The following is a 23294-nucleotide window of genomic DNA, read 5'->3' on the forward strand; positions in this document are numbered from 1 at the left end:
GGCAGCAGCGGAGCCACCCGCTCCCACAGGTCATCCGGAACAAGATCGACACTCACCCGGACAGCCTGCCGACCAAGATCGTCGAGTACAAGGGTACAGCTCAACTCATTCTGAAACGATCAGTTAGTCCTGGTCCGTGAACATGACCTGATCGCGCACGAAGACCTCAAGATCCGCAACATGGTCAAGGCTCCCGTGCCGAAGCCCGACTCCGACCGGCCAGGCAGCTTCCAGCCCAACGGGGCCAGAGCGAAGGCCGGGCTCAATCGGTCGATCTCGGATGCCGGTTGGGGGGTGTTCCTGACACCGAGATCCTCCTGTGGTGCGCCGTCGCCGCCGTGGCCGCCGCCGCCCACGGCCCCGACCACGGCGGCCTGCCGGCCGCCCTCGCCCGGATCGCCGGCTGCGCGGCCGCCCTGGTCCTGCTGGTCCGCCCGCTGCTGCGCCGCCTGCTGCTCGGCCCCGCCCGGCGCGCCGTCACCGACCGGCCGCTGCTGGTCCTGCTCGCCGTCGCCGGCGCCGCCCTGCTCTGCGCCTGGACCGCCTCCCGGCTCGGCCTGCACGCGGTGATCGGCGCCTTCGCCCTCGGCCTGGCCATGCCCCGGGACGCAGGGGAGGAGCTGCGCCGGGCCGTCCAACTGCCGCTGCGCAACGCCGGCGCCCTGCTCGTCCCGGTCTTCTTCGCCCTCACCGGGCTGTCCGTGGACCTGCACGGCATCGACGCCGTCGGCCTGCTCGCCGCCGCGCTGCTGCTGGCCGTGGCCTGGGGTGGCAAGTTCGCCGGGGCCGTCCTCGGCGCCCGCCTCACCGGCGTGCCCCGCCGCGAGGCCGCCACCCTGGGGGTGCTGCTGAACACCAAGGGCCTGGGCGAGGTCCTCATCCTGACGCTGGGGCGGGACCTGGGCATCATCGGGGAGCGGCTGTTCACGATCCTGCTGCTGGCCGCCCTCGCGGCCACCCTGCCGGTCAACCCCCTCGTGCACCGCCTCGCCGGCCGGGCCGGCGCACGGGCACCGCGCCCGCTCCTGGAGGCCCGAGCGGCCCCGGGCGCCCCGGGCGGCTGACCCGGGGCGCCCGGTCGCCCTCCGGCCGGGGGCAACCGGGCCTGCGTCAGCGCAGGCCGGCGAAGAGGTCCTGCTCCGGCAGGGCGGCGCCGGTGGTGTCGCGGACCCGGACGAAGGTCTCCGTGCCCATCAGCTCGGTGAAGCGCTCCTTGCCCATCCGCAGGAAGAAGATGTTCTCGCCCTGGCTGGCGTGCGCGGCCAGCGCGTCGTACTTCTGGCCGCCGAAGGCGTGGGTGTCCACCCAGGTGGTGACCTCCTCGTCGGGCAGCCCGATCGGGGGCAGCTCGGGCTCGGGGTCCCGCCCGGCCCCGGCGGCGGCCTCCCCGGCCCCGCCGGCCTGCTCGTCCCAGTCGGTGCCGAACTCCTGCATCGCCGCGAAGAACCGCTTCATCGCCGAGTGCGGCGCGGTGGTCCAGTACACCTTGGACGTCACGTCCGGGGCCAGTTCCAGGGCGGCCATGGTGATCCGGTGGGCCTGGATGTGGTCGGGGTGGCCGTAGAAGCCGTTCTCGTCGTAGGTGACGACGACGTCCGGCCGGTAGTGGTGCAGCAGTTCGGCCAGCCGGGCGGCGCCCTCGGCGACGGGGGTGCCCCAGAACGAGCCGGGCGCCTCGTTGGCGGCCCAGCCCATCATCCCGGAGTCGCCGTACTCCAGCAGTTCGAGGTGGTCGACGCCCAGCACCCGGCAGCTGGCCTCCAGTTCGGTGCGGCGCAGCGCCGCGACCGCGGCCGGGTCGTGCCCCTCCTCGCCGGGCTTGACGCCGCCGGGGCCGTCGCCGCAGGCGCCGTCGGTGCAGGTGACCAGGACGGTGCGGACGCCCTCGGCGGCGTAGCGGGCGAGGACGCCGCCGGTGCCGGTGGCCTCGTCGTCGGGGTGGGCGTGCACTGCCATCAACGTCAGGGGCCGGTCAGCCATGGTCTCGTCCTCGGTTCGTTCGGGTGATCCACCCCCAGTCTGCCCGGCCGCTCCGACACCCCGCCGCCCGCCCTCGCCCGACGCCGTGGCCGGTGCCGTCCCGCGCCGTTCGCCGCGAACTGATATGAATGTTCTTCGGACAAGCAATTCACAACAGTTGACGCGTCCTCACTCGAGGTCGCCGCCGACTCCCGTCCGGGTAGCCCGCACTACCCGAACGGGTATCCGCCCGGGCCCACCTGAGTACCCGTACTCAGGTGGGCCCGGCGCCCCGCGCACCAGCATGGGGCCATGCACCCAGCAGCGACCCCGAGGGTCGGCATCACCGCCGTCGGCTCCCACCTGCCCGCCCGCCGGATCACCTCCCAGCAGCTCCAGGACGAGATCGCCGCCACCGCCCGACTCGCCCTGCCCGAACGGATGCTGGAGAAGGCCACCGGCATCCGCACCCGCCACCTCGCCGCCGACGACGAGTACGCCTCCACCCTCGCCACCGGCGCCGCCCGCCGTGCCCTGGCCGCCCGCGGCCTGCACCCCGGCGACGTCGACCTGCTGCTCTTCGCCTCCGCCACCCGCGACGTCTGCGAACCCGCCACCGCCCACATCGTCCAGGCCGAACTCGGCACCCGCGCCCACGCCCTGGACGTCAGCAACGCCTGCAACAGCTTCCTCAACGGCATCGACCTGGCCCGCGCGATGATCCTGGCCGGCCGCGCCCACCGCGCCCTGGTCGTCACCGGCGAGACCCCCAGCCGCGCCATGCGCCGCGACCCCGCCGACACCGCCGCCCTGCGCGAGGGCTTCGCCGGCTACACCTTCGGCGACGCCGGCGCCGCCGTCGTCGTCGAACCCGTCGCACGCGGCGGCATCCTCGACGTCGCCGCCGTCACCGCCTCCGAACACTGGCCCGCCGGCGGCATCCCCGGCGGCGGCTCACGCCACCCGCGCGGCGACGAGTTCAGCTACTTCCGCGGCGGCGGCAAGGAGTTGCGCGGCATCTTCGAACAGATCGGCCCCGCGGCCCTGACCGCACTCGCGACACGCACCGGCCTGACCTGGGACGACTACGCCCGGGTGCTGGTCCACCAGGTCACCGTCCCCTACCTGGAACGCTTCGTCGAACTCACCGGCGCCCCCGCCGACCGGCTCGTCCTCACCGTGCCCGAACTCGGCAACATCGCCAGCGCCACCATCGGCGTCCAACTCGACCGCATCGCACCCGAGTTGAAGCCCGGCGAGCGGGTCCTCATGATCGGCCTGGGCGGCGGCGTCAGCCTGATGACCATCGTCTGGGAGGCCTCGTGACCACGCTCTGGGTGATCGTCCCCGCCTACCAGGAGGAAGCCCGGATCGACGCCACCCTGCGCGCCCTCGCCGCCCAGCACGACCGCGACTTCACCCTCCTCGTCGCCGACAACGGCTCCACCGACGCCACCCTCGCCACCGTCCGCGCCTTCGCCGACCACGCCCCCTTCCCCGTCCACGTCCTGGTCGAACCCGAGAAGGGCGTCGGCTGCGCCGTCGACACCGCCTTCCGCCACGCCATCGCCCACGGCGCCACCCTGCTCGCCCGCACCGACGCCGACTGCCTGCCCGAACCCGGCTGGACCGCCGCCGCCCGCACCGCCCTGCACACCGGCCGCGGACTCGTCTGCGGCCGCGTCACCGCCCGCCGCGACGAACACGGCCCCGCCGGACGCGCCCTCTTCCGCCTCCTGGTCGCCCTCGGCGCCCTCTTCGGCCGCCTGCGCCCCGCCCACCGCCGCCGCCACGGCTACCTCACCCCCTACCGGATGCACGCAGGCAACAACATGGCCATCACCGCCGAGCTCTACCAAGCCGTCGGCGGCATGCCCCGGCGCCCCTCACCCACCGACCGCGCCTTCCTCAACCAGGTCCGCCGCCACACCACCGCCGTCACCCGCAGCCGCGCCATGGTCGTGCAGAACTCCACCCGCCGCATCCGCGCCTACGGCGTCCTCGGCACCGCCCGCTGGTACCTCGAACGCGGCCCCGGCCCCCGCCCCACCGACATCCGCTGACACCCCAGGGGGACCCGCCGTGCTCGACCGACTCACCCACGCCCTGCGCACCCACCACCCCGACCGCCCCGCCGTCCTGCACCACACCCGCACCGGCGCCACCCGCACCCGCATCCGCCGCGGCGACCTCGCCGACCTCGCCGACGCCTACGCCGCCGCCCTGCACGCCCGCCGCCTCACCCCCGGCACCACCCTCGGCCTCGCCCTGCGCCCCGGCCCCCGCGCCCTCGCCGCCCTGCTCGCCGCCCGCCGCCTGGGCCTGCGCGTCGCCGTCCTCGACCCCACCACCGGCCCCGACGTCCTCACCGCCCACCTCGCCCTCGCCCAACCCGGCCTCATCCTCGCCGACGCCACCGCCCAGGCCGCCGCCGGCTGGGCCGCACCCCTGGCCCGCCGCGCCGACCTGCGCCTGCCCCGCCTCACCACCCTCGGCCCGGTCGCCACCCTCGGCCCCCGCCCGCCCGGCTGCGCACCCCGACTGCGCCCCGCCACCACCCCCGTACCGCCCCACCGCCACGACCCCGACGCCGACGCCGTCATCGTCTTCACCTCCGGCACCACCGCCCGCCCCCGCGCCGTCGTCCACACCCACGCCGGCCTCACCGCCGCCCTGCACACCGTCACCGACCTCGTCCGGCCCCGACCCGGCACCACCCTCCTCGGCGGCACCTTCTTCGTCCTCGCCCCCGCCCTCGCCGCCGGCGCCACCGTCGCCCTGCCCGCCCGCACCCCCACCGCCCTCGCCCGCCAACTCACCCGCCTCGCCCCCGCCCACACCTACCTCACCCCGCCGCAGTTGCGCGCCGCCCTGGCCGCCGGCGCCCGCCTCACCGGCACCCTGTGGACCGGCTCCGCCCCCGCCGACGCCGCCCTGCTGCGCCGCGCCAAGGACGCCGGCGCCGACCGGGCCTGGAGCGTCTACGCCCTCACCGAACTCTTCCCCGCCGCCGCCGTCGAGGAGAGCGACAAGAGCGCCCACACCGACGACGGCGACCTCGTCGGCCACCCCCTGCCCGGCATCCGCACCCGCCTCGCCGACGACGGCGAACTCCACCTCACCGGCCCCGGCGCCCGCCACCGCTACCTCGGCCACGACCCCGACCCCTGGATCCGCACCGGCGACCGCGCCACCCTCACCCCCGACGGCCGCATCGTCCTGGCCGGCCGCCTCAAGGACATGGTCCTGCGCCGGGCCCGCAACATCTACCCGGGCCTGTACGAACCCGCCCTGCACATCCCCGGCGTCGAACTCGCCCTGCTCGTCGGCGTCCCCGACGCCGACGGCGACGAACGCCTGGTCGCCCTCGTCCAACCCGTCCCCGGCACCGACCCCCACCAGCTGCGCGCCCGACTGGCCACCCCGCTGGCACGCATGGGCGCCGCCCGCCCCGACGCCCTCCTGTTCGGCACCGTCCCGCTCACCGGCCGCTCCCGCAAACCCGACCGCGCCGCCGCATCCGCCCACTGCGCACGGGAGTTGACCCGATGACCGGCCCCCTCACCCCGCCCGCCGCCGCCCGCCGGGCCCGCCGCCGCGACCGCACCGTCTACCTGCGCAGCCACCCCCTCCTGTTCGCCCTGCTCTGCGCCACCCGCCACCGCCCCGTCCTACGCCTGGGCCGCACCCTGCTCGTCCACCACCCCGACGCCTACCGCGAAGCCCTCACCCGCATCCCCCTGCACCGCACCGCCCCCGGCACCACCGGCGCCGCCACCGGCCAACTGGCAGGCCCCTCCCAACGCCCCTACGGCGGAACCCTGTTCGACCAGGACGGCACCGACCACCGCACCGCCCGCCGCGCCCTGGCCACCGACCTCGGCGCCACCGCCCTGCCCCGGCTGCGCCCGCTCTGGCAGGCCCTGCTCGCCGAACGCGTCCCGGCCCTGGCCACCGGAGACCTCGAACTCGTCGACCTCGCCGCCGAACTGGCCGCCGTCACCGCCGCCGCCCTGACCGGCACCGACACCCCGCCCCGCCAACTCGCCCACGCCGCCCGCGAAGCGGCGGCCGCCGCCGCCCGCGACCACCTGCCCGGACCGCGACCGCGCCGCAGCGGCCGTACGGCCGCCGAGGCCGCCGCCCGCCTCACCGCCCTGCTGCCCGACCCGCACCACGCCGTGCTCGCCGTCACCGCCGTCAACACCACCGTCGCCGCCCTGCCCCGGGCCGTCGCCTGGTGCGCCGACGCCCGCCTGTGGCCCGCCGTCGACGCCACCACCGCACCCGCCCTCGCCGCCGAACTCCTGCGCCTGACCGCCCCCTCCCCGCTGCTGCCCAGGGCCGCCGCCGCCGACGCCACCCTGGCCGGCCACCCCGTCCGCGCCGGCGACCGGCTGATCCTCGTCGCCCGCCACGCCGCCCGCGCCCACCACCGCACCCCGCCCGCCGACCCCGCCGCCACCCAGGCCGTCTTCGGCACCGGCCCCCACGCCTGCCCCGGCGCCCACCTCGCCCGCACCCAACTCGCCGACACCCTCCTCGCGTTGGCCCCCCACCACCCCCGCGTCGTGCGCTCCCGTGCCGACCGCCACGCCGCCCTGCCCGGCTACGCCGCACTCACCCTGCGCCGAGGAGCCCCGACCGGGGGAACGCCGACCGGAGGAACGCCCTGACCATGCGCATCGCCATCACCGGCGCCACCGGCTTCTGCGGCGCCCACCTCGCCCGCGCCGCCGCCCAGTCGGGCCTGGACGTCACCTGCCACGGCCGCCGCCCCGGCCCCGTGGGCCGCCACCTGCCCTGGGACGCCACCGCGACCGACCCCGACCTCAGCGGCGCCGACCTCGTCGTCCACTGCGCCGCCGCCGTCGCCGACCTCCCGCCCGGCCACCGGGACGAAGCCCACCAGTACGCCGTCAACGTCACCGGCACCCGCCGCGTCCTGCGCGCCGCCGCCGGCCGCCCCCTCGTCCACGTCAGCAGCGCCAGCGTCTACGACCCGCGCACCGCGGCCACCGTCCTCACCGAGGACCACCCCACCGCCGCCGGCCACCTCAACGCCTACGGCCGCACCAAGGCCGCCGCCGAACACCACGCCCTCGCCGCCGGCGCCGTCGTCCTGCGCCCCCGCGCCGTCTACGGCCCCGGCGACCCCCACCTGCTGCCGCCCCTGCTCGCCCGCGCCCGCCGCGGCCTGCTGCCCCTGCCCGGCCCCGACACCGCGCTCAGCCTCACCGCCGTCGCCAACCTCACCGACGCCTGCCTGGCCGCCCTCGGCCTCACCGGCACCCCGCCCTGGCCCCCCGGCGCCTACAACATCGCCGACCCCGCCCCCTACCGCCGCGACAGCGCCCTGCGCCACGTCCTGACCGCCCACCGGCTGCCCGCCCGCATCGCCCACGTCCCCGCGCCGCTGGCCCGCCTCGCCGCCCGCACCACCCTGCTGCCCGGCCTCACCCCGTACACCGTCGACCTGCTCGCCCGCGGCGTCGTCCTCGACCTCACCCGCGCCCGCGCCCAGGGCTGGCACCCGCGCCACACCCTGGCCGACTACCGGCCCGTAGAGTCGTCCGGGCACCGGCCCCGTGAAGGAGATGGTCCACCGTGCTGATCGCCGACTTCGACGCCTACGGCCGGGTCGCCGACTTCGACCCGGCGACCGGACGGCTCGGTCCCGGCCGCACCGCCGACCCCGGGCAGCCGACGCACGGCCACTACGGCCGGCTCGGCGGCACCCAGGTGGTGTTCTACCGGGCCGGGGACGGGCTGCGGATCCGGGTGGGGGAGCGGGACCTGCGCCTCGACGCCGCCACCACCGTCCGGCACCGGATCGCCGAGCCGCAGTGCGTGCTGACCGTCGGCCGGGTCGTCGAGCTGCGCTACCCGGTGCCGCCGGAGTGGTACGGCCTGGCCGACGACCCGACCCCGTTCGTCGAGGCCGAGCACTTCGACCTCGGCCTGTTCGCCGCCAACGTCCTGGCCGCCCCCGAGCGGGCGGCCCGCGTCTACCGCTGACGCCCGGCCGGGGGCCTGCGGTCAGTCGGCGTCGAGCCCGCGGCCCAGGACGGCCGGGCCGAGGTCGGCGGGCAGGTGGGCCGCCGCCAGGGCGACCGCCTCGGCGGCCGTGGGGGCTTCGGCGAGGACGTGGGAGAGCGGGTCCTTGCCCGGCGAGTTGTAGAGCGGGTTGTCCCGGACGTAGTAGGGGCCGTTCGGCGAGGGGGTGATGGCCACCTCGTCGCGGAACGGGAAGTCGGTGCAGGAGCTGAACGCGACCGTCCAGTGGCTGAGGTACACGGAGAGCCGCCGCAGCCGCGGTTCGGCGTGGGCCGCTTCCACGAGGTCGGTGAACTCGGGGAAGTCCTCGGTCCGGGCCGCGTGTTCCCGCATGTGCCGCCACTGCAGGTCCACCACCGCGGCCGCCCCCTGGGCGAGGGCGTCGGCGAACTCGACGGCGCACTCGAAGGGCAGTTCCGCCGCCATCTCCCGCAGGCTCCGGCCCGCTGCCCAGGCCACGCCCGCCCGGACGACGGCCGCGAGGTCGGTCGTCCCGCCGCCGATGAGCTGGTTGGTCCCGCTGCGGCCCGCGATGCCGAACCGTCGGCGCGGGGCTTCGTCGATGTAGACGGAGAGCGGCTCGCGGTCGGGGGTCGAGGAGGCGATGCGCGCCGCGGTGAGGGAGCCCGGTGGTCGGGGCGCCACCGCGAGGGCGATGCCGAGGCCGGCCGCCGTCCGCTCCAGCAGCGCGGCCAGGCTGCCCGCGGCAGCCACGTCGGGGTAGAGGTCGAAGTCCATGGCAGCACTCTGTCGCCGCCGCGCGGTGAACGGAAGGGCGGGCGCGGGCCGCTGCGCCGCCGTCAGCAGCGCCGGTCGGGCCCCGGGTGGTGTCCGCGGGCCGCGCCCGCGCCGCCGGACAGGGCCCGCAGGGCGGCCCGGGCGGCGGCCTCGCCCTCGCCGTACTGGTGGGCGCGGGCCGCGCGCAGGGCGGCGTCGAGGTGGCGGGCGGCCTCCTCGTGGCGGCCGGTGGCGGCCAGGGCGCGGCCGTACAGGGTCTGCAGGACGACCCGGCGGGCGGCCGGGAAGGGCGGTTCGGCGAGGGCGAGGCCGCGGGCGGCGTGGTGGGCGGCCTCCGCGGGGTCGCCGCAGGCCAGGCAGGTGTCGGCGAGGTGCTGGCGGGCGAGGGCGACGAGGTCGGCGCGGCCGGCCTGTTCGGCCAGGGCGAGGGCGCGGCCCAGCAGGTCCCGCACCCGGGCGGGGACGTTCCCGGACCCGGGCCCGCCGTAGCGGGTGAGCGCGGCGGCGAGGTTGACCAGGGCGACGGCCTGGGCGCTGCGGTCCCCGGCCAGGGCGGCCAGGCCGGGGGCCCGTTCGAGGTGGACCAGGGCCTGCTCGGGCCGGCCCTCCTCCAGCAGCACCCAGCCGAGCAGGGCCCGGGCCCGGGACTGGGCGCCGGGGTCGAGGTCGGCCTCGGCGGCGGCGAGGCCGTGTTCGAGCAGCGGGACCCAGCCGTCCCGGACCTGCCACACGATCAGCGGCCACTGCAGCAGCACCAGCCGCCAGGCCCGGTCGTGCAGTCCGGCGCCGACGGCGGCCAGGGCGGCGCCGCGCAGGGTGTCGCGTTCGGCGGCGTACCAGGCCAGGGCGCTCGCCCGGTCGGGGAAGGGGCGCACCTCGACGGGCCGCCGGGCCCCGGCGGGCGGCTCGCAGCACGGTTCGCTGCCGGGCTCGGCGGCGGCGCTCGCGGCGAGCAGGGTGTTCAGCAGGTGGTCGAGGAGCCGGGGCAGGGTGTCGGAGTCGTCCTCCTCGGGCGGGGTGCGCAGGCTGCGGGCGTAGAGGCGCACCAGGTCGTGCAGGGTGTAGGCGTCCCGGTCGATCTCGACCACCAGGTGGGCGGTGGCCAGCTGCCCCAACGCGCCCGCGACGTCGGGCAGTTCGACGTCGGCGAGGGCGGCGGCGGTGCGGCTGTCGAGGGTGGTGCCGGTGTGGGTGCCCAGGCGGCGGAACAGCCGGCGGGCGGGGGTGGACAGGTGCTGGACGGTCAGCGCCAGGGCGGCGGCGACACTGGTGTCCTCCACCTCCAGCAGCCCCAACCGGCCCTGCTCGTCGGCGAGTTCGTCGGCGAGCGCGGCGAGCCCCTGGTGCGGGCAGGTGGCGAGGCGGGCGGCGGCCAGGCGCAGGGCGAGCGGCAGCCCGTCGCACAGCCGGGCGAGCCGGGCGGCGGCCTCGGGCTCGGCGCCGACCAGGTCGGGGCCCAGGTCGGGGCCCAGGGTGGTGGCGAGCAGGCTGACGGACTGCGGGGCGGACAGTTCGGCCAGCGGTACGGGCCGGGCGGCGTCCGAGGCGACCAGCCCGCCCAGCCGGTCGCGGCTGGTCACCAGGGTGACGCAGCCGTCCCCGTCGGGCAGCAGCGGGCGGACCTGCTCCGAGCGGCGGGCGTTGTCGAGCACGATCAGCATCCGGCGCCCGGCGGTCAGCTCCCGGTAACGGGCGGCCAGCGCCTCGGGGGAGGAGGGCATCTGCTCCGCGGGCAGGCCGAGGGCGAGCAGCAGCTCGCGCAGCACCGCACCGGTGGCGCGTTCGGGCAGCGGGCTGTGCCCGCACAGGTCGACGAACAGCCGCCCGTCGGGGAAGTCGGCCTGGCGCTGGTGCGCCCAGTGCACGGCGAGGGCGGTCTTGCCGACCCCGGCCCCGCCGGTGACGACGGTGATGGCGCCGGGGGCGCGGGCGGCCCGGTCGAGCGCGGCCAGCTCGTCCTCGCGCCCGGAGAACCCCCGGGGCCGCCGGGGGAAGGGCCACGGCGCGGGGACGGGCTCCGCCGGCCCGGCGGCGGGGGCGGGCGCCATCGCGGGCCCGGATGCCGTCGCGGGCCCCGGTGCCACGTCGCCGAGCAGCACCAGCTCGTGGGCCTCGGTGAGTTCCGCCCCGGGGTCGATGCCCAGCTGCTCGGCCAGGGTTCGGCGGGTGCGGTGGAACCACTCCAGCGCCTCCGGGCGCCGCCCGGCCCGGCCGAGAGCCGTCACCAGCGCGGCGACCAGCGACTCCCGCAGCGGGTTGAGCGCGGCCTCGGCGGCCAGCACGCCCGCGGCCGCGCCGTGGTCGCCGAGCCGCCCGTGGGCGCGGGCCAGCTCCTCCACGGCGGACAGCCGCAGCTCCTCCAGCGCCCGGGCGGCGCACTGCAGCGGCAGGCTGGGCTCGGTACCGGCGAGCGCGGGCCCGCGCCACAGCGCGAGCGCCTCCCGCAGGGCCGTCACCGCCCGGTCGGGCTCACGGGCGGCGCCGGCCTCCTGGACGAGCCGTTCGAAGCGCCGGGCGTCCACCGCCGCCTCGGGCACCCGCAGCAGGTAGCCGCCGCTGCCGCCGCTGCCGTCGGTGGCCAGCTCGACCCCGGCTTCGGGGGCCCGGTGCTCGGCCAGCACCGCGCGCAGCCCGGAGACGTGGTTGTGGATGACGGTGCGGGCGTGCCGGGGCGGCTCCTCCTCCCAGAGGGCCTCGGTCAGCCGGTCGATGCCGACCGGCGTGCCGGGGTTCAGCGCCAGCGTGGCCAGCAGACTGCGGCGTTTGGGCGAGCCGAGGGCGAGCTCCCGCCCGTCCGCGGCCACCACGGCCACCGAGCCCAACAACCGGAAGTCCACCAACGCCCCCACCTGACCAGCAAATATAACAAGCATATGACAGTAAGGGATCTGTCGATAACACACGGTGCCCCCTGCCCGGAGCACCTCGCACCACCCCGCGCGGCGCCCTGGACGGACCCGTACCCGATCGGATCCAATACCACCTCCGGACACCAGGGGAGGGGACCGATGCTGACCGACACCTCGACCGCCGCGGGCAGGGCGATCCTGCTCCACGACCGCTACCCCACGCTCGACGAGCTCACCGCCACCGCCCACCACCTGGCCGCCCGCCACCCCGGACGCTGCCGGCTGCGCACCCTCGGCACCTCCCGGGCCGGCCGCCCCCTCCAGCTCCTCTCGATCGGCCCCGCCGACCCCCGCCCCGCCTCCGGCCCCCGCCCCGCCGCCGACCGCCGCGCCGCCGCCGACGTCCTGGTCGTCTCCGGCGCCCACGCCGACGAGTTCTCCGGCCGCGCCGGCCTGGTCGAACTCGCCCACCGGGCCCTGGCCCGCCCCGCCCGGCACCCGGCCACCACCTGGCACCTGCTGCTCTGCCTCGACCCCGACGGCGCCCACCTGGCCGGCGGCGGCCTGCTCGCCCGCACCCTGCCCGCCTACTTCGCCGGCTACTACCGCCCCGCCGCCGAGGAACAGCCCGAATGGGCCCCGGCGATCGGCGGCCGCCTCCCCGAGAGCCGGATCCTGCTCGACCTGATCGACGAACTGCGGCCCGCCCTCCAGCTCTCCCTGCACACCGCGGACGTCGGCGGCACCTTCCTCCAGGCCACCGCCGACCCGACCGCCCTCGCCGCCCCCTTCACCCGCTCCGCCGCCGCCCTCGGCATCCCGGTGGAGACCGGCTCCTTCGACACCCACCGGCTGCCCGCCGTCAGCCCCGGCGTCTTCCTGATGGAGCCCGAGCACATCGACACCCAGGAGAACACCACCGGCATGCTCACCGACCAGGACGAGGCCCGGGGCGGCGCCCGGGCCGCCACCTGGTTCGCCCCCCGGCGCCACGGCGGGCGCACCGTCGTCGTCGAGGTGCCCGCCTGGACCAGCGACCGGCTCGGCGACGACGCCCCCGTCCCCGCCCAGGACGCCGACCGCCACCTGCGCGCCGCCGCCGACCAACTGCGCGACCGCGGCCGGCAGCTCACCGCCCTGCTGACCGCCCTCCCCCCGCACGAGGGCCCGCACGACACCCCGCTGCTGCGCGCCACCCGCACCCAGCTCACCGCACTGCGCCAACTCGCCGACGCCTGGGACCCGGGCACCCCCGAGGGGCCCCGCCCGGCATCGCCCCCGCTCACCCGCGCCCACCTGGCCGGCATCGACCTGTGGGCCCACCGCATCCCGGTCCGCGCCGCCGCCCTGCTGCGCCGCGCCACCCCCGCCCCGGACCCCCGCCCCGCCGACCTCCTCCACACCTGGTGCGCCCACTACCGCCACCGCTTCCGCCCCACCTGGCTCCCCGTCACCCGCCAGGCCGCCCACCACGCCAACACCGCCGAAGCCGCCGCGGCCGCCGTCCCCCTCCCCTGACCGGGGCGGGCTCAGGACTCGACGGGGTCGCGCAGGGCGGCGTGGGCCGAAGGCGGGGGAGTGGGGTCGTCCTCGGAGAGCAGTGAGCCCCGTACGCGTTGGACGTAGCGCTCGATCAGGTGGCACAGCACGCTGACGGTCGCGGCGACGTCCGGTTCCGGGACGCCGTCCAGGGCGTCGGTCAGGCCGGTGATGTTGGCCTGTTTCAGCCGCTCGAGCAGAGCGCGCCCGTCGGCGGTGAGGGCGACCCGGCGGGCCCGGCGGTCCAGGGCGTCGGGGGTGCGGGCCACCAGGTGCTGGCTCTCCAGGCGGTCGATCTGCCGGGTGACGTGGGAGGGCTTGACCATCAGCCGGGCGGCCAGGTCGCCCACCCGGCTGGGTCCGTCGGCCTCGGCGAGGGCGCGCAGCAGGTAGACGTCCGAGCGTGCGGCGGTGATGCCGGCCTTGGCGGTGCGGCGCTCGTGTTCCTGGGAGCGGGTCAGCAGGTAGGCCAGCGAGGCCAGTACGGCCTCCAGGTCTGCGGTGGCGGTGTCCGCGGTGGCGGTCCGATCGTCTGCGGCGTCCGACATGGGGGAACTTTAGCGGCCGGTGCGCCTCCCGGCTGCGGCGCAGACCGGTCACCGGATTTCGGACAGATTCGGCGCCCACCGGATGGGCCCTTTCGCCGCCACGGACCGCGAGTTAGCGTGACAGCGAGTTAGTTGCTTTTGGCACGTAAATGCTCCGGGCCCGCACGCCCGCCGCACCCGCGTGCCCCGCACGGCCGCACCCTCGCGTGCCCCGCACGGCACCGCGGGCCGGACCGGACCGACCCATCCGGCACAGCCAGCTCCGAGAGGGGAGCCCCCCATGGCCACCGCCGCACAGACCCCCCGCTTCACCCACCCCGCCGCCCGCGGCACCTGCCCCTTCGCCCCGCCGCCGGCCTACCAGCAGGCCCAGCAGGACGAGCCGATCGGCCGCATCTCCCTTTGGGACGGTTCCCCCAGCTGGCTGCTCACCCGCCACGAGGACATCAAGGCGGTGCTCTCCGACGCCCGGTTCAGCTCCGACTCCACCCGCCCCGGCTTCCCCTTCGTCAGCGCCGGCGCCCGCCAGCTGAACAACGGCCAGCCCGTCTTCATCCGGATGGACGACCCCGAGCACGCCCGCCTGCGCCGGATGCTCACCGGCGAATTCATGATCAAGAAGGTCGAGGCGCTGCGCCCCGAGGTCCAGCGCATCGCCGACGAACTGCTGGACAAGATGACCGAGGGCCGCACCGGGGCCGACCTGGTCCGCGAGTTCGCCCTGCCGCTGCCCTCCCTGGTCATCTGCCTGCTGCTCGGCGTCCCCTACCAGGACCACGAGTTCTTCCAGGAGTGCAGCCGCGTCCTGCTGCGCCGCGACTCCTCGGTCGAGGACGTCATCGCCGCCCAGGCCCGGCTGACCGACTACCTGGAGGAACTCACCGACACCAAGCACACCCACCCCGACGACGGCATCCTCAGCCGCCTGGTCGAGCGCGGCGAACTCAACACCGCGGAGATCGGCGCGATGGGCCGGCTGCTGCTGGTCGCCGGGCACGAGACCACCGCCAACATGACCGCGCTGTCCGTCCTCGCCCTGCTGCGCCACCCCGCCCAGCTCGAGCACCTGCGCCGCCACCCCGAGGCCGTCCCCGGCGCCGTCGAGGAACTGCTGCGCTACCTGACCATCGTGCACTCCGGCCTCACCCGGGTCGCCACCGAGGACGTCGAACTCGGCGGGGTGCGGATCCGGGCCGGCGAGGGCGTCGTCTGCATGATCAGCACCGCCAACCGGGACACCGCGCAGTTCGCCGACGGCGACAGCCTCGACCTCACCCGCGACGCCCGCCGCCACCTCGCCTTCGGCTTCGGCGTCCACCAGTGCCTGGGCCAGCCGCTGGCCCGGCTGGAACTGCAGATCGCCCTCGACACCCTCCTGCGGCGCCTGCCCGAACTGCGCCTGGCCACCGCCTTCGAGGACGTCCGCTTCCGCGGCGAGATGCTCATCTACGGCGTCCACGAGCTGCTCATCGCCTGGTAGTCCGGGCCCGCCCCCATCCCCGACCCACCCCCACCCCGCACCCCCCCACCCCCGAACCCCCCACTCCCGAAGGGAAACCCATGCTCGTCCGGATCGACCAGGAGAAGTGCTGCGGCGCCGGCCACTGCGTGCTCGCCGCCCCCGAGGTCTTCGACCAGCGCGACGAGGACGGCATCGTCGTCCTGCTCGACGCCCGCCCCCCGGCCGACCTCCACCAGGCCGTCCAGGACGCCGCCGCGGTCTGCCCGGCCGCGGCGATCACCCTGGAGAACGTGTGACCGCACTGCGCGAGGTGGCCGTCGTCGGGGCCGGCGCCGCCGGACTGCACGCCGCCGAGGCGCTGCGCCGGGCCGGCTACGACGGCCGCCTCACCCTCGTCGGGGCCGAGCCCGAACCCCCGTACGACCGGCCGCCGTTGTCCAAGCAGCTGCTCGACGGCCGGCTGCCCGCGCAGAAGCTGGCCCTGCGCGGGAGCGCCGCCCTGGCGGAGCTGCGGCTGGACCTGCGCCTGGGGGTGGCGGCCGAACGCCTGGACCGCGGCGCCCGCACCCTGCACCTGGCCGACGGCCGGCAGGTGCGCTGCGACGCCCTGGTGGTGGCCACCGGCGTCCGCCCGCGCCGGCTGCCCGGCGCCGAGACACCGCTGCCCGGCGCCCACGTGCTGCGCACGCTGCCCGACGCCCTCGCCCTGCGCGAGGAACTACGGCCGGGCGCACGGCTGTTGGTGGTCGGCGGCGGACTGCTCGGCGCCGAGGCGGCGGCCACCGCCGTCGGGCTCGGCGCCGAGGTGACCTGGCTGGTGGCGGCCGCCGCGCCGCTGGCCGCCGTCCTGGGCGCCGAGACGGCCGCGCTGCTGACCGGCCTGCACCGCGAGCACGGGGTGCGCATCCACCGGGGCACGGCCGCCGCCGTGCTCCGGCGGCACGGCCGGGCCGCCGGCGTACGGCTCGCCGACGGCGGCGAACTGGCCGCCGACGCCGTCCTGATGGCGATCGGCTCGGTGCCGGCCACCGAGTGGCTGGCCGGCAGCGGGGTCCCGCTGGCCGACGGCGTGGCCTGCGACGCCCACTGCGCCGCCGGCCCCGGCGTCTGGGCGGCCGGCGACGCCGCCTCCTGGCCCGACCCGCGCACCGGCCGCCGCCGGCGCCTCGAACAGCGCACCAATGCCACCGACCAGGCCCTGCTCGCCGCCCGCAACCTGCTGGCCGGCCCGGACGGCACCCGCCAGGCCTACGCGCCGGTCCCGTACCTGTGGACCGACCAGTACGGCCTGCGGGTGCAGGCCTTCGGCAGCCCGGGCGCCGCCGACCGCTTCGAACTGGTCGACGGCAGCCTCGCCGAGCACCGCTTCGCCGCCGCCTGCCTGCGGGAGGGCCGGGTCACCGGCGCGGTGGGCATCGCCGCCGCCCGCGCCCTGCGCGGACTGCGTGCCCAGGTCGCCGCCCACGGCCCCTGGCCGCCCGCCGCCGAACGGGAGGCCGCACCGGTCGGCTGAGCCGGGGGCCGGGGGCCGGGGCCGGCCGGCCAGCGAGGGGCGGCGGCCGGCCGACCCGGCGGTATCGGGGGCAAATCGCTACATTAGGGGCATTTGGCAGCAGCAGCGCCAGGCACCGTGCGCCCACGCAGAGAAGGCCGACCGCCTTCGGAAAGGGTCCCCATGCACCCCGCCCTCAGCCCCGCCGTCCTCGCCGAACTGCGCCGGCCCCGGCCCTACCCGGCGGTGTCCGTCCTGATGCCCACCCACCGCCGCGAACCCGACAACACCCAGGACCCGGTACGGCTGCGCAACCTGCTGGCCGAGGCGAAGGAACGCCTCCAGGCCGACCCCGAGGTCTCCCGGGCCGACCGGATCGACGTGGTCGGGCAGCTCGACAAGGCCCTCGCCGAGGTCGACCTGGTGCACGCCGAGGACGGCCTGGCGATCCTCGCCGCGCCCGGCGAGCACCAGGTGTGGACCTTCGCCCGCACGGCCCCCGCCCGGGTGGTGCTGTCCGACACCTTCCTCACCCGCAACCTGGTCTCCGCCCAGGCCGCCGAGCGCCCCTACTGGGTGCTGGCCGTCGCCGCCGACCGGGCCGTGCTGTGGAGCGGCACCCCGGGGCGGGTCACCGAGGACCGCGCGCACGGCTTCCCGCTGACCCGCGCCTTCTTCGACAACCCCGACCCGGAGCGCCGCGAGCGCATCGGCGACACCCCCAGCACCTTCCGCGACGAGGAGACCAAGACCTTCCTGCGCCAGGCCGACACCGCGCTCGGCAAGGTCCTGGCCGCCGACCCCCGCCCGCTGTACGTGGTCGGGGAGGCGCCCGCCCTGGCCCTGCTGGACGCCGCCGGCCCGATCGCCAAGGAGGCCACCGCCCAGATCCCGCACGGCGGCCTCGCCCAGGCCGACGTCGAGACCGTCCGCAAGGTGGTCGGGCCCGCCGTGCGCGCCCACGCCGAGCAGGAGACCGCCGACGCCCTCGCCCGGCTGGACAAGGCCCGCGGCCGCTCCGGGTTCGCCGCCGGCCTCGACGAGGTCTGGCAGGCGGTGGGGGAGGGGCGCGTCGCGCTCCTGGTGGTCGAGGAGAACCACCGCGCCACCGTCCGCGACGCCGGCGAGCACCTCGTCCCCGCCGAGGCCGGGGAGGCCGGCGCCCGCGAGGACATCGTCGACGAGGTCGTCGAGCGCGCCCTCGACACCGGGGCCCGGGTCGCCTTCGTCCCCGACGGCACCCTTGCCGACGCCCGCGGCATCGCCGCCGACCTGCGCTACTGACCGGACCGACCCCTCGCCGTCGCCCCCCCGGCGCCGCGCACCCCCCCGGGGGCCCCGCCCGGCAGAGCCCCCCCCCGCCCCCCCGCCCGGGCACGCCCCCCCCCCCCCCCACCGTCCCGCCCCCCCCCCCGCCCCGCCCCCCCGGGCCCGCCCCCCCCCCCCGGGGGCCCACGGCCGTCAACTCCCCGGCCCCGCCCGGCAGCACGGTCCGCGGATGCCGGGCCAGGTGCTCCATGGGCCGGTCCCACCACGCCCCCACGGCCGGGATGACGCACCCTCATGATCCGCCCGGCGTCAGCAGTGCGAGGCTTCGGCCATGGACGTCGACCCACCACCGCGCCGCCGCCGGACCGCGGCGGCCCCCGCCGCGCTCGCCGCCGCACTCACCGCCGCGCTCCTCGCGGGCTGCTCCTCCGGCGGCGACGGCGCGGTCTTCGTCACCGAGAAGGGCACCAGCATCGGCCGGGCCGCCGCCGACGGGCGCCGGGACGCCCCCGAGGTGACCGGGCAGACCCTGGAGGGCGGCCCGGCGGCCCTCGCCGACCACCGGGGCAAGGTCGTCGTCGTCAACATCTGGGGCTCCTGGTGCGGCCCCTGCCGCACGGAGGCGCCCGCCCTGGAACGCCTGCGGCAGCACTACCAGGGCCAGGACGTCGAGTTCCTCGGCATCAACACCCGGGACCAGGACATCGCCAACGCCCGGCGCTTCCAGCAGGAACAGGGCCTGACCTACCCCAGCCTGTTCGACCCGGCCGGCACCCAGCTGCTCAGGTTCCCCGCGGGCACCCTCGACGCCGGCTCCCTCCCGACCACCCTGGTGGTCGACCGCCGTGGCCGTCTCGCGGCGCGCGCCCTCGGCGGCCAGAGCTACGATGCCCTGGAGTCCATGGTCGAGCCCGTGCTCGCCGAGAAGTCCGGCTGAGCGCGGCCGAGTCCGGCCGGGTCCGGCCGAGCGCGGTGGCGCCCCGCCGGGGCGTAAATCGTTTGGGTGGGCGGGTCGTCGGCTGCTACCGTCTGCCCAGCCGTGCGACCGATGCGAGGAGGTGAGACCCATGAAGGCAGGAACCGCGTGGGTGCTCCCCCTCGTCGTCACGGTGGGCGATTGACGTTGGCGTCGCCCGGGAGCGCCTCAGGCAAGGCACTTCCGAAAGGCAGCACCATGAGTGCGCCGCATCCTGCCCCGAGCGCTCCTCTTCCCAGCGCCGCTGTCCCGAGCGTCCCCGCCGCCGCGCCCCCGGAGGGCGCCGCCCGGCGTGCGGGCAGCACCCTGGAACCGGTCCGGCGCTGACCCGCGCACCGGCCGCCCCGGCATCGAACGAACGACCCCGACACCGAACGAACGAAGAATGAGGTGAACACCATGACCAAGACAACGAACGGCATCGAAGTCGAAGGCACCGTCATCGAGTGCCTGCGCAACGCCAACTTCAAGGTGGAACTGCAGAACGGGCACGTCGTCCTGGCCCACATCAGCGGGAAGGTCCGCAAGAACCACATCAAGATCCTCCCGCACGACCGGGTGCTCGTGGAGCTCAGCCCCTACGACCTCACCCGCGGCCGGATCCGCTACCGCTACCGCAACTAGCGGCCGGCGGCGGGAGAACCGGTGGCCCGGCACGCTCCCCCGTGGCGTGCCGGGCCACCGGTGGTTCTGCCGCGCGGGGCTGACGGGCCCGGCGCGTCGCGGTGTTCCTCGTGGAGGATGCCAGTGCGCGCGGCGCCCGTGTTGTCCCTGCGTCTCCACTTCCTTGGCAATGCGTCTACGCGTCGCCGTCCCGCGCCCGCTCGGCCGGGGCCCGGTGGCGGTGCTCACGGGGCGAGAGCCCGTACGCGGCCCGGAAGGCGCGGCTGAAATCGTCGGCCCGGGGGAAGCCCCAGCGGGCGGCGACGGCCTGGACCGGCAGGGTGCGCAGCGCCGGGTCGGCCAGGTCGCGCCGGGCCCGTTCCAGCCGCTGCCCGCGGATCCAGGCCGCCAGCGTCCGGCCGTCCCCGGACTCCCCGGACTGCCGGGTGAAGACGCGGTGCAGGTGGCTGACGGAGACGTGGTGGGCGGCGGCGATCACCGCCGGCGACAGGTCGGGGTCCTGGAGGTTGCGCCGCACGAAGGCGCGCACCGCCTCCACCAGGGCGCGCTGGCGGGTGTCCTCCGGCACGGCCGCCTCGGCCTCCAGTTCCCCGGCGACCCAGGCGGCGACCAGGTCGACCGCGATGGTGCCCAGCCGGGCCGCCCCGGCCGGGTCCAGCGCCGCCGCCTGCCGGTCCAGCCCGACCAGGAAGTCCGACAGCAGCGCGCAGGTGCCCTCGCGTACCGAGAAGCCGCGCCCCAGCAGGTCGCTCAGCCGGTGCGGCGGCAGCGGCAGCAGCGCGGCCGGGAAGTCGATCCCCACGGCCTCGGTCCGCTGCTCCCGGCGGCCGCCGCCCCGGGCCCCGAGGGCCCGCACCTCGTAGGGGTGGGAGCTGTCCACCAGGTACAGGTCGCCCCGGCCGAAGGTGCGGGTGCGCTCCTTGGTGCCGCGGGTCAGCGACAGCCCGCCGTCGAGCGGCATCGTCAGGTGGTACACCCCGGGGTCCGTGCGTCGCACCATGGCGGCGGAGCGCCGGAAGCGCGTCGGCGGGAACGAGGACCGCAGCAGGGTCACCGGCCCCAGCTCCAGGCGCCGCATCTCCGCCCGGAAGTCGTCGGCGTGCTCGCTGGTCATCTCGCTGGCCCGGGTGCGCCCGATCAGCTCCCGCCAGCAGTCGAACCGCTCCCGCGCGGGCACGCCCTCGCCCCGGAACACGCTCCCCGTCACCGCGGCCACCTCGCCGCCCCCTTCCCGCTCCGCTTCCCGGCCCGGCCGCTGCCGGACCGTCGACCGTAACCGATCCCGGCCCGGCCGCCGGCCCGGACCCCCGTGCCTGCCCCCGTGCCCAGCCCCGTACCCGCGCCCGGTCCGCGTCCGGGGCCGCGCCCGGTCAGGGGGCCAGCAGTGCGCAGACGAAGTCCTCCTCGACCGCCCGCAGGTGCGCCAGCAGGTCCGGGGTGCCGCTCTGGTTGACCTGCGTGGTGACGGAGACGGTCAGGCTGCGCCGCCCGTCGGCGGTGCCCGCGCCGAGCTGGGTGTAGCCGGGGGTGTTGCCGGTGTGGCCGTACACCGTGCCGCAGCGGGTGGTGTACTCGAAGATCGCCAGTCCGGCGTGGTTGGTGCCGGGGCCGGCGGGTTCGGAGGCGCCGTCGACGAAGGTCCGCTGCTGTGCGCGGGTGGCGTCGCCGATCAGCGGGCCGCCCGCCCAGGCGGCGGCGAAGGCGTTGAAGTCGGCGGGGGTGGAGACCAGGCCGCCCGAGGCCCAGGAGCCGGAGGCGCCGTACTTGGTGCTGACGTCCTGCGGCGGGGCGGGCGGTTCGACGTCGTAGCCGTGCAGGTAGGGCCTCGGCAGCCGGTAGCCGGAGGGCAGGCTGGTGCGGGTGAGTCCGAGCGGGCGGTAGACCTCGGAGGCGAGCAGGTCCTCGTAGCGCTGCCCGGTGGCGGCCTCGGCCATCAGGGCGACGGCGATGTTGTCGGAGTTGGAGTACTGGTAGCGGGTGCCGGGGGTGAACTCCAGGGGCTCGTCGGCGACGAAGTCCAGCAGGTGGCGGGAGTCGAAGACGTGGTGGGGGTCGGCGTTCAGCAGGTCGCCGAAGGCCGGGGCCCTGCTGTAGTCGGGCAGGCCGCTGGTGTGGTTGAGCAGCTGGCGCAGTGTCACCGCGCCCCAGTCGGCGGGCAGCGCGGGCAGCCGGGCGGCGAGGGTGTCGTCGAGGCTCAGCAGTCCGCAGTCCACCAGCCGAAGGGCGACCGCGCCGCTGAACGCCTTGGCGGCGCTGGCCAGGCGCATGTGGTCCTCGGCGAGGGGCGGGCGGTCGGTGCCGAGTTCGGCGGTGCCGGCCCGGACCACCCGGACCCGGTTGTCCTCGCGCAGGACGGCGATGGCGCCGGGCGGGCCGTCCGGGCGGTCGACCAGCTCCTGCAGCCGGGCCCGCAGCGCCCGGTCGCCGTCCTGGCGGCCGTCCTGGTGCCCCTCGGGCCCGCCGCCCGCGGCGGCGCCGGCGGCGGGGGCCAGCGCGAGCGAGGCGGCCAGTGAGGCGGCCAGCGAGGCGGTCAGCAGGGCGGTGACGGCGGGCCGTGGGCGGCGGCGGGGGCGCGGTGACATGACGGATCCTCCGGAGGGCGGTGCGGGGGCCGGCGGCCGGGTGGCCGGGCGGCCGGGCGGCCGGGTGGTTCGGGGGCAAGGGATCACCGCCCGCGGACCCGGGGAAACGGCCGGGCGCCCGCCGTGACCCGCCTGGTCGATCACCGCACGGGGCCGGCGCGGCACCCGGATCCGGGTCCGACGGCCCCGGGTCCGGAACCCCGGGCCCGGGGTGTCAGCCCTGGAACGGCCCCTCGTCCACGAAGGTGCGCAGCAGCCGGGCGAAGGCCCGGGCGTCGTCCGCGGGCCAGGAGGCGAGGGAGTCCTCGATGCGGGCCGCCAGGCGTTGCCGGGTGGCCCGTACCGCGTCCTGCCCGCGGTCGGTGAGGACGAGCAGGGTCGCGCGCCGGTCGCCGGGGTCGGCCTCGCGGCGCAGCAGCCCGGCCTCCTCCAGCCGGTCGGCGCGGCGGGTCACGGTGGTGCGGTCCAGCCCGATCTCGCGGCCCAGGTCGGCGGCGCTGCACGGGCCGGTGCGGGCCAGGCCGCTGAGCACCGGGTAGGTGAGCTCGTCGACGGCTTCCCCCAGGCCGTCGGTCAGCTGGGCGTGCAGGCCGGTGCGGGTGCTGCGCCGCAGCAGCAGTCCCAGGGCCTCGGCGATCTCGTGTCCGGTCGGATTCGTCACCCCCTCAGATTAGCGTGCGTTGCGCACGCTTTTCCTGTACTGTCAGATGCGTGCCTGAGGCACGCATTTTCTCGTGACAAGTCATCGGAGGACCCCGTGCAGCACACCGACATCACCACCGCCCTCGCCGACCTGCTCCTCACCCCGGGCCTGGACCTCCACGAGGCCGTCGACCGGCACTTCGCCCCCGACTACCGCCAGCGCACCGACGGCCGCTGGGACGACCGCGGCGAGTTCCTGGCCCACATCGCCCACCTGCGCACGGTCGTGGCCGACGGCTCCGTCGAGGTCCACGAGGAGCTGGTCGACGGTCACCGCTACGCCGACCGCCACACCATGACCATCACCAAGACCGACGGCTCCACCGTCCGCATGGAGGTCTACCTCTTCGCCGAGTTCGCCCCCGACGGCCGCTTCCGCCGGATCGAGGAGACCACCCTCCTGTTGGAGGGCGCCGACCACGACCGCGACCTCGGCAGCGCCCGCTGACCAAGCACCCGCCGGACGCCGCGCCCACTGACCACCGCGCCCACCGGAC

General features: G+C 76.8%; 22 protein-coding genes and 1 pseudogene. 16 read left to right on the forward strand and 7 right to left on the reverse strand.

Annotated elements, in window-relative coordinates:
• Positions 1 to 123: 123 nt before the first annotated feature.
• Together ACFV8H_RS18755 and ACFV8H_RS18760 are read left to right on the forward strand one after the other, a co-directional pair.
• Positions 124 to 306 (forward strand): annotated as a pseudogene (locus ACFV8H_RS18755) (RNA-guided endonuclease TnpB family protein); the annotation flags it as partial.
• A 32-nt stretch (positions 307 to 338) separates the two neighbouring features.
• The gene (locus ACFV8H_RS18760) at positions 339 to 1064 is read left to right on the forward strand and encodes a cation:proton antiporter (RefSeq protein WP_380401205.1); all 726 of its coding nucleotides are present in this window, start codon (positions 339 to 341) and stop codon (positions 1062 to 1064) included.
• Between the two features lie 46 nt (positions 1065 to 1110).
• On the opposite strand, the gene ACFV8H_RS18765 is transcribed toward ACFV8H_RS18760, so the two are convergent.
• Positions 1111 to 1980 carry a PIG-L family deacetylase gene (locus ACFV8H_RS18765; RefSeq protein ID WP_380401046.1) on the reverse strand — a complete coding sequence of 290 codons (870 nt, stop codon included), beginning with the start codon at positions 1978 to 1980 and terminating at the stop codon, positions 1111 to 1113.
• Between the two features lie 291 nt (positions 1981 to 2271).
• Here ACFV8H_RS18765 and ACFV8H_RS18770 point away from each other — a divergent pair, with 291 nt between their 5' ends.
• The 6 genes from ACFV8H_RS18770 to ACFV8H_RS18795 are packed head-to-tail and all read left to right on the forward strand — an operon-like array spanning position 2272 to position 7977.
• Positions 2272 to 3285 carry a 3-oxoacyl-ACP synthase III family protein gene (locus ACFV8H_RS18770; protein ID WP_380401048.1) on the forward strand — a complete coding sequence of 338 codons (1014 nt, stop codon included), beginning with the start codon at positions 2272 to 2274 and terminating at the stop codon, positions 3283 to 3285.
• Positions 3282 to 4022 (forward strand): glycosyltransferase family A protein, encoded by a 741-nt coding sequence (locus ACFV8H_RS18775; protein ID WP_380401050.1) that lies wholly within the window; start codon positions 3282 to 3284, stop codon positions 4020 to 4022. Before ACFV8H_RS18770 ends, ACFV8H_RS18775 begins: the two co-directional genes overlap by 4 nt.
• A gap of 19 nt (positions 4023 to 4041) precedes the next feature.
• Complete coding sequence (locus tag ACFV8H_RS18780) at positions 4042 to 5511, forward strand: AMP-binding protein (RefSeq protein WP_380401052.1); 1470 nt, start codon at positions 4042 to 4044, stop codon at positions 5509 to 5511.
• Positions 5508 to 6635, forward strand: coding sequence for a cytochrome P450 (locus tag ACFV8H_RS18785; protein ID WP_380401054.1), 1128 nt, complete (start codon positions 5508 to 5510; stop codon positions 6633 to 6635). The genes ACFV8H_RS18780 and ACFV8H_RS18785 overlap by 4 nt, the downstream gene beginning before the upstream one ends.
• Positions 6636 to 6637: 2 nt before the next feature.
• On the forward strand, positions 6638 to 7573 hold the full coding sequence (locus ACFV8H_RS18790; protein ID WP_380401056.1) for an NAD-dependent epimerase/dehydratase family protein: 936 nt from the start codon (positions 6638 to 6640) through the stop codon (positions 7571 to 7573).
• Positions 7567 to 7977: a hypothetical protein gene (locus tag ACFV8H_RS18795; RefSeq protein WP_380401057.1), complete on the forward strand. Its 411-nt coding sequence runs from the start codon at positions 7567 to 7569 to the stop codon at positions 7975 to 7977. The genes ACFV8H_RS18790 and ACFV8H_RS18795 overlap by 7 nt, the downstream gene beginning before the upstream one ends.
• A 21-nt stretch (positions 7978 to 7998) precedes the next feature.
• Here the strand turns inward: ACFV8H_RS18795 and ACFV8H_RS18800 are convergent, their stop codons facing one another.
• The gene (locus ACFV8H_RS18800) at positions 7999 to 8754 is read right to left on the reverse strand and encodes a DUF6193 family natural product biosynthesis protein (protein WP_380401059.1); all 756 of its coding nucleotides are present in this window, start codon (positions 8752 to 8754) and stop codon (positions 7999 to 8001) included.
• A gap of 62 nt (positions 8755 to 8816) precedes the next feature.
• Positions 8817 to 11603: a BTAD domain-containing putative transcriptional regulator gene (locus ACFV8H_RS18805; protein ID WP_380401061.1), complete on the reverse strand. Its 2787-nt coding sequence runs from the start codon at positions 11601 to 11603 to the stop codon at positions 8817 to 8819.
• 159 nt (positions 11604 to 11762) lie between these two features.
• Between ACFV8H_RS18805 and ACFV8H_RS18810 the strand changes: the two genes are divergently transcribed.
• Positions 11763 to 13121, forward strand: coding sequence for a M14 family zinc carboxypeptidase (locus ACFV8H_RS18810; RefSeq protein ID WP_380401063.1), 1359 nt, complete (start codon positions 11763 to 11765; stop codon positions 13119 to 13121).
• Positions 13122 to 13132: 11 nt separating this feature from the next.
• Here the strand turns inward: ACFV8H_RS18810 and ACFV8H_RS18815 are convergent, their stop codons facing one another.
• A complete protein-coding gene (locus tag ACFV8H_RS18815) occupies positions 13133 to 13690 on the reverse strand; it encodes a MarR family winged helix-turn-helix transcriptional regulator (protein ID WP_380401065.1) in 558 nt (185 codons plus the stop codon).
• 280 nt (positions 13691 to 13970) lie between these two features.
• Between ACFV8H_RS18815 and ACFV8H_RS18820 the strand changes: the two genes are divergently transcribed.
• The 6 genes from ACFV8H_RS18820 to infA all read left to right on the forward strand — a co-directional run bounded on the left by ACFV8H_RS18820 (position 13971) and on the right by infA (position 19513).
• The gene (locus ACFV8H_RS18820) at positions 13971 to 15170 is read left to right on the forward strand and encodes a cytochrome P450 (RefSeq protein WP_380401067.1); all 1200 of its coding nucleotides are present in this window, start codon (positions 13971 to 13973) and stop codon (positions 15168 to 15170) included.
• 80 nt (positions 15171 to 15250) lie between these two features.
• On the forward strand, positions 15251 to 15448 hold the full coding sequence (locus ACFV8H_RS18825; RefSeq protein WP_380401069.1) for a ferredoxin: 198 nt from the start codon (positions 15251 to 15253) through the stop codon (positions 15446 to 15448).
• Positions 15445 to 16665: an NAD(P)/FAD-dependent oxidoreductase gene (locus ACFV8H_RS18830; RefSeq protein ID WP_380401071.1), complete on the forward strand. Its 1221-nt coding sequence runs from the start codon at positions 15445 to 15447 to the stop codon at positions 16663 to 16665. Before ACFV8H_RS18825 ends, ACFV8H_RS18830 begins: the two co-directional genes overlap by 4 nt.
• 162 nt (positions 16666 to 16827) lie before the next feature.
• Positions 16828 to 17928: a chemotaxis protein gene (locus ACFV8H_RS18835; RefSeq protein WP_380401072.1), complete on the forward strand. Its 1101-nt coding sequence runs from the start codon at positions 16828 to 16830 to the stop codon at positions 17926 to 17928.
• Between the two features lie 316 nt (positions 17929 to 18244).
• Positions 18245 to 18850, forward strand: coding sequence for a TlpA family protein disulfide reductase (locus ACFV8H_RS18840; RefSeq protein WP_380401074.1), 606 nt, complete (start codon positions 18245 to 18247; stop codon positions 18848 to 18850).
• Positions 18851 to 19288: 438 nt separating this feature from the next.
• A complete protein-coding gene (gene infA, locus ACFV8H_RS18845) occupies positions 19289 to 19513 on the forward strand; it encodes a translation initiation factor IF-1 (protein ID WP_188306513.1) in 225 nt (74 codons plus the stop codon).
• 175 nt (positions 19514 to 19688) lie between these two features.
• Here infA and ACFV8H_RS18850 read toward each other — a convergent pair whose 3' ends face one another.
• From ACFV8H_RS18850 to ACFV8H_RS18860, 3 genes are all read right to left on the reverse strand, one after another.
• Positions 19689 to 20720 carry an AraC family transcriptional regulator gene (locus tag ACFV8H_RS18850; protein WP_380401076.1) on the reverse strand — a complete coding sequence of 344 codons (1032 nt, stop codon included), beginning with the start codon at positions 20718 to 20720 and terminating at the stop codon, positions 19689 to 19691.
• Positions 20721 to 20883: 163 nt separating this feature from the next.
• Positions 20884 to 22095 (reverse strand): serine hydrolase domain-containing protein, encoded by a 1212-nt coding sequence (locus ACFV8H_RS18855; protein ID WP_380401078.1) that lies wholly within the window; start codon positions 22093 to 22095, stop codon positions 20884 to 20886.
• Between the two features lie 214 nt (positions 22096 to 22309).
• Positions 22310 to 22756: a MarR family winged helix-turn-helix transcriptional regulator gene (locus tag ACFV8H_RS18860; RefSeq protein WP_380401080.1), complete on the reverse strand. Its 447-nt coding sequence runs from the start codon at positions 22754 to 22756 to the stop codon at positions 22310 to 22312.
• A 96-nt stretch (positions 22757 to 22852) separates the two neighbouring features.
• Here ACFV8H_RS18860 and ACFV8H_RS18865 point away from each other — a divergent pair, with 96 nt between their 5' ends.
• The gene (locus ACFV8H_RS18865) at positions 22853 to 23245 is read left to right on the forward strand and encodes a nuclear transport factor 2 family protein (RefSeq protein WP_375897373.1); all 393 of its coding nucleotides are present in this window, start codon (positions 22853 to 22855) and stop codon (positions 23243 to 23245) included.
• The last annotated feature ends 49 nt before the right edge of the window (positions 23246 to 23294 follow it).

Source organism: Kitasatospora sp. NPDC059827, from assembly GCF_042731675.1.
GTDB lineage: Bacteria > Actinomycetota > Actinomycetes > Streptomycetales > Streptomycetaceae > Kitasatospora.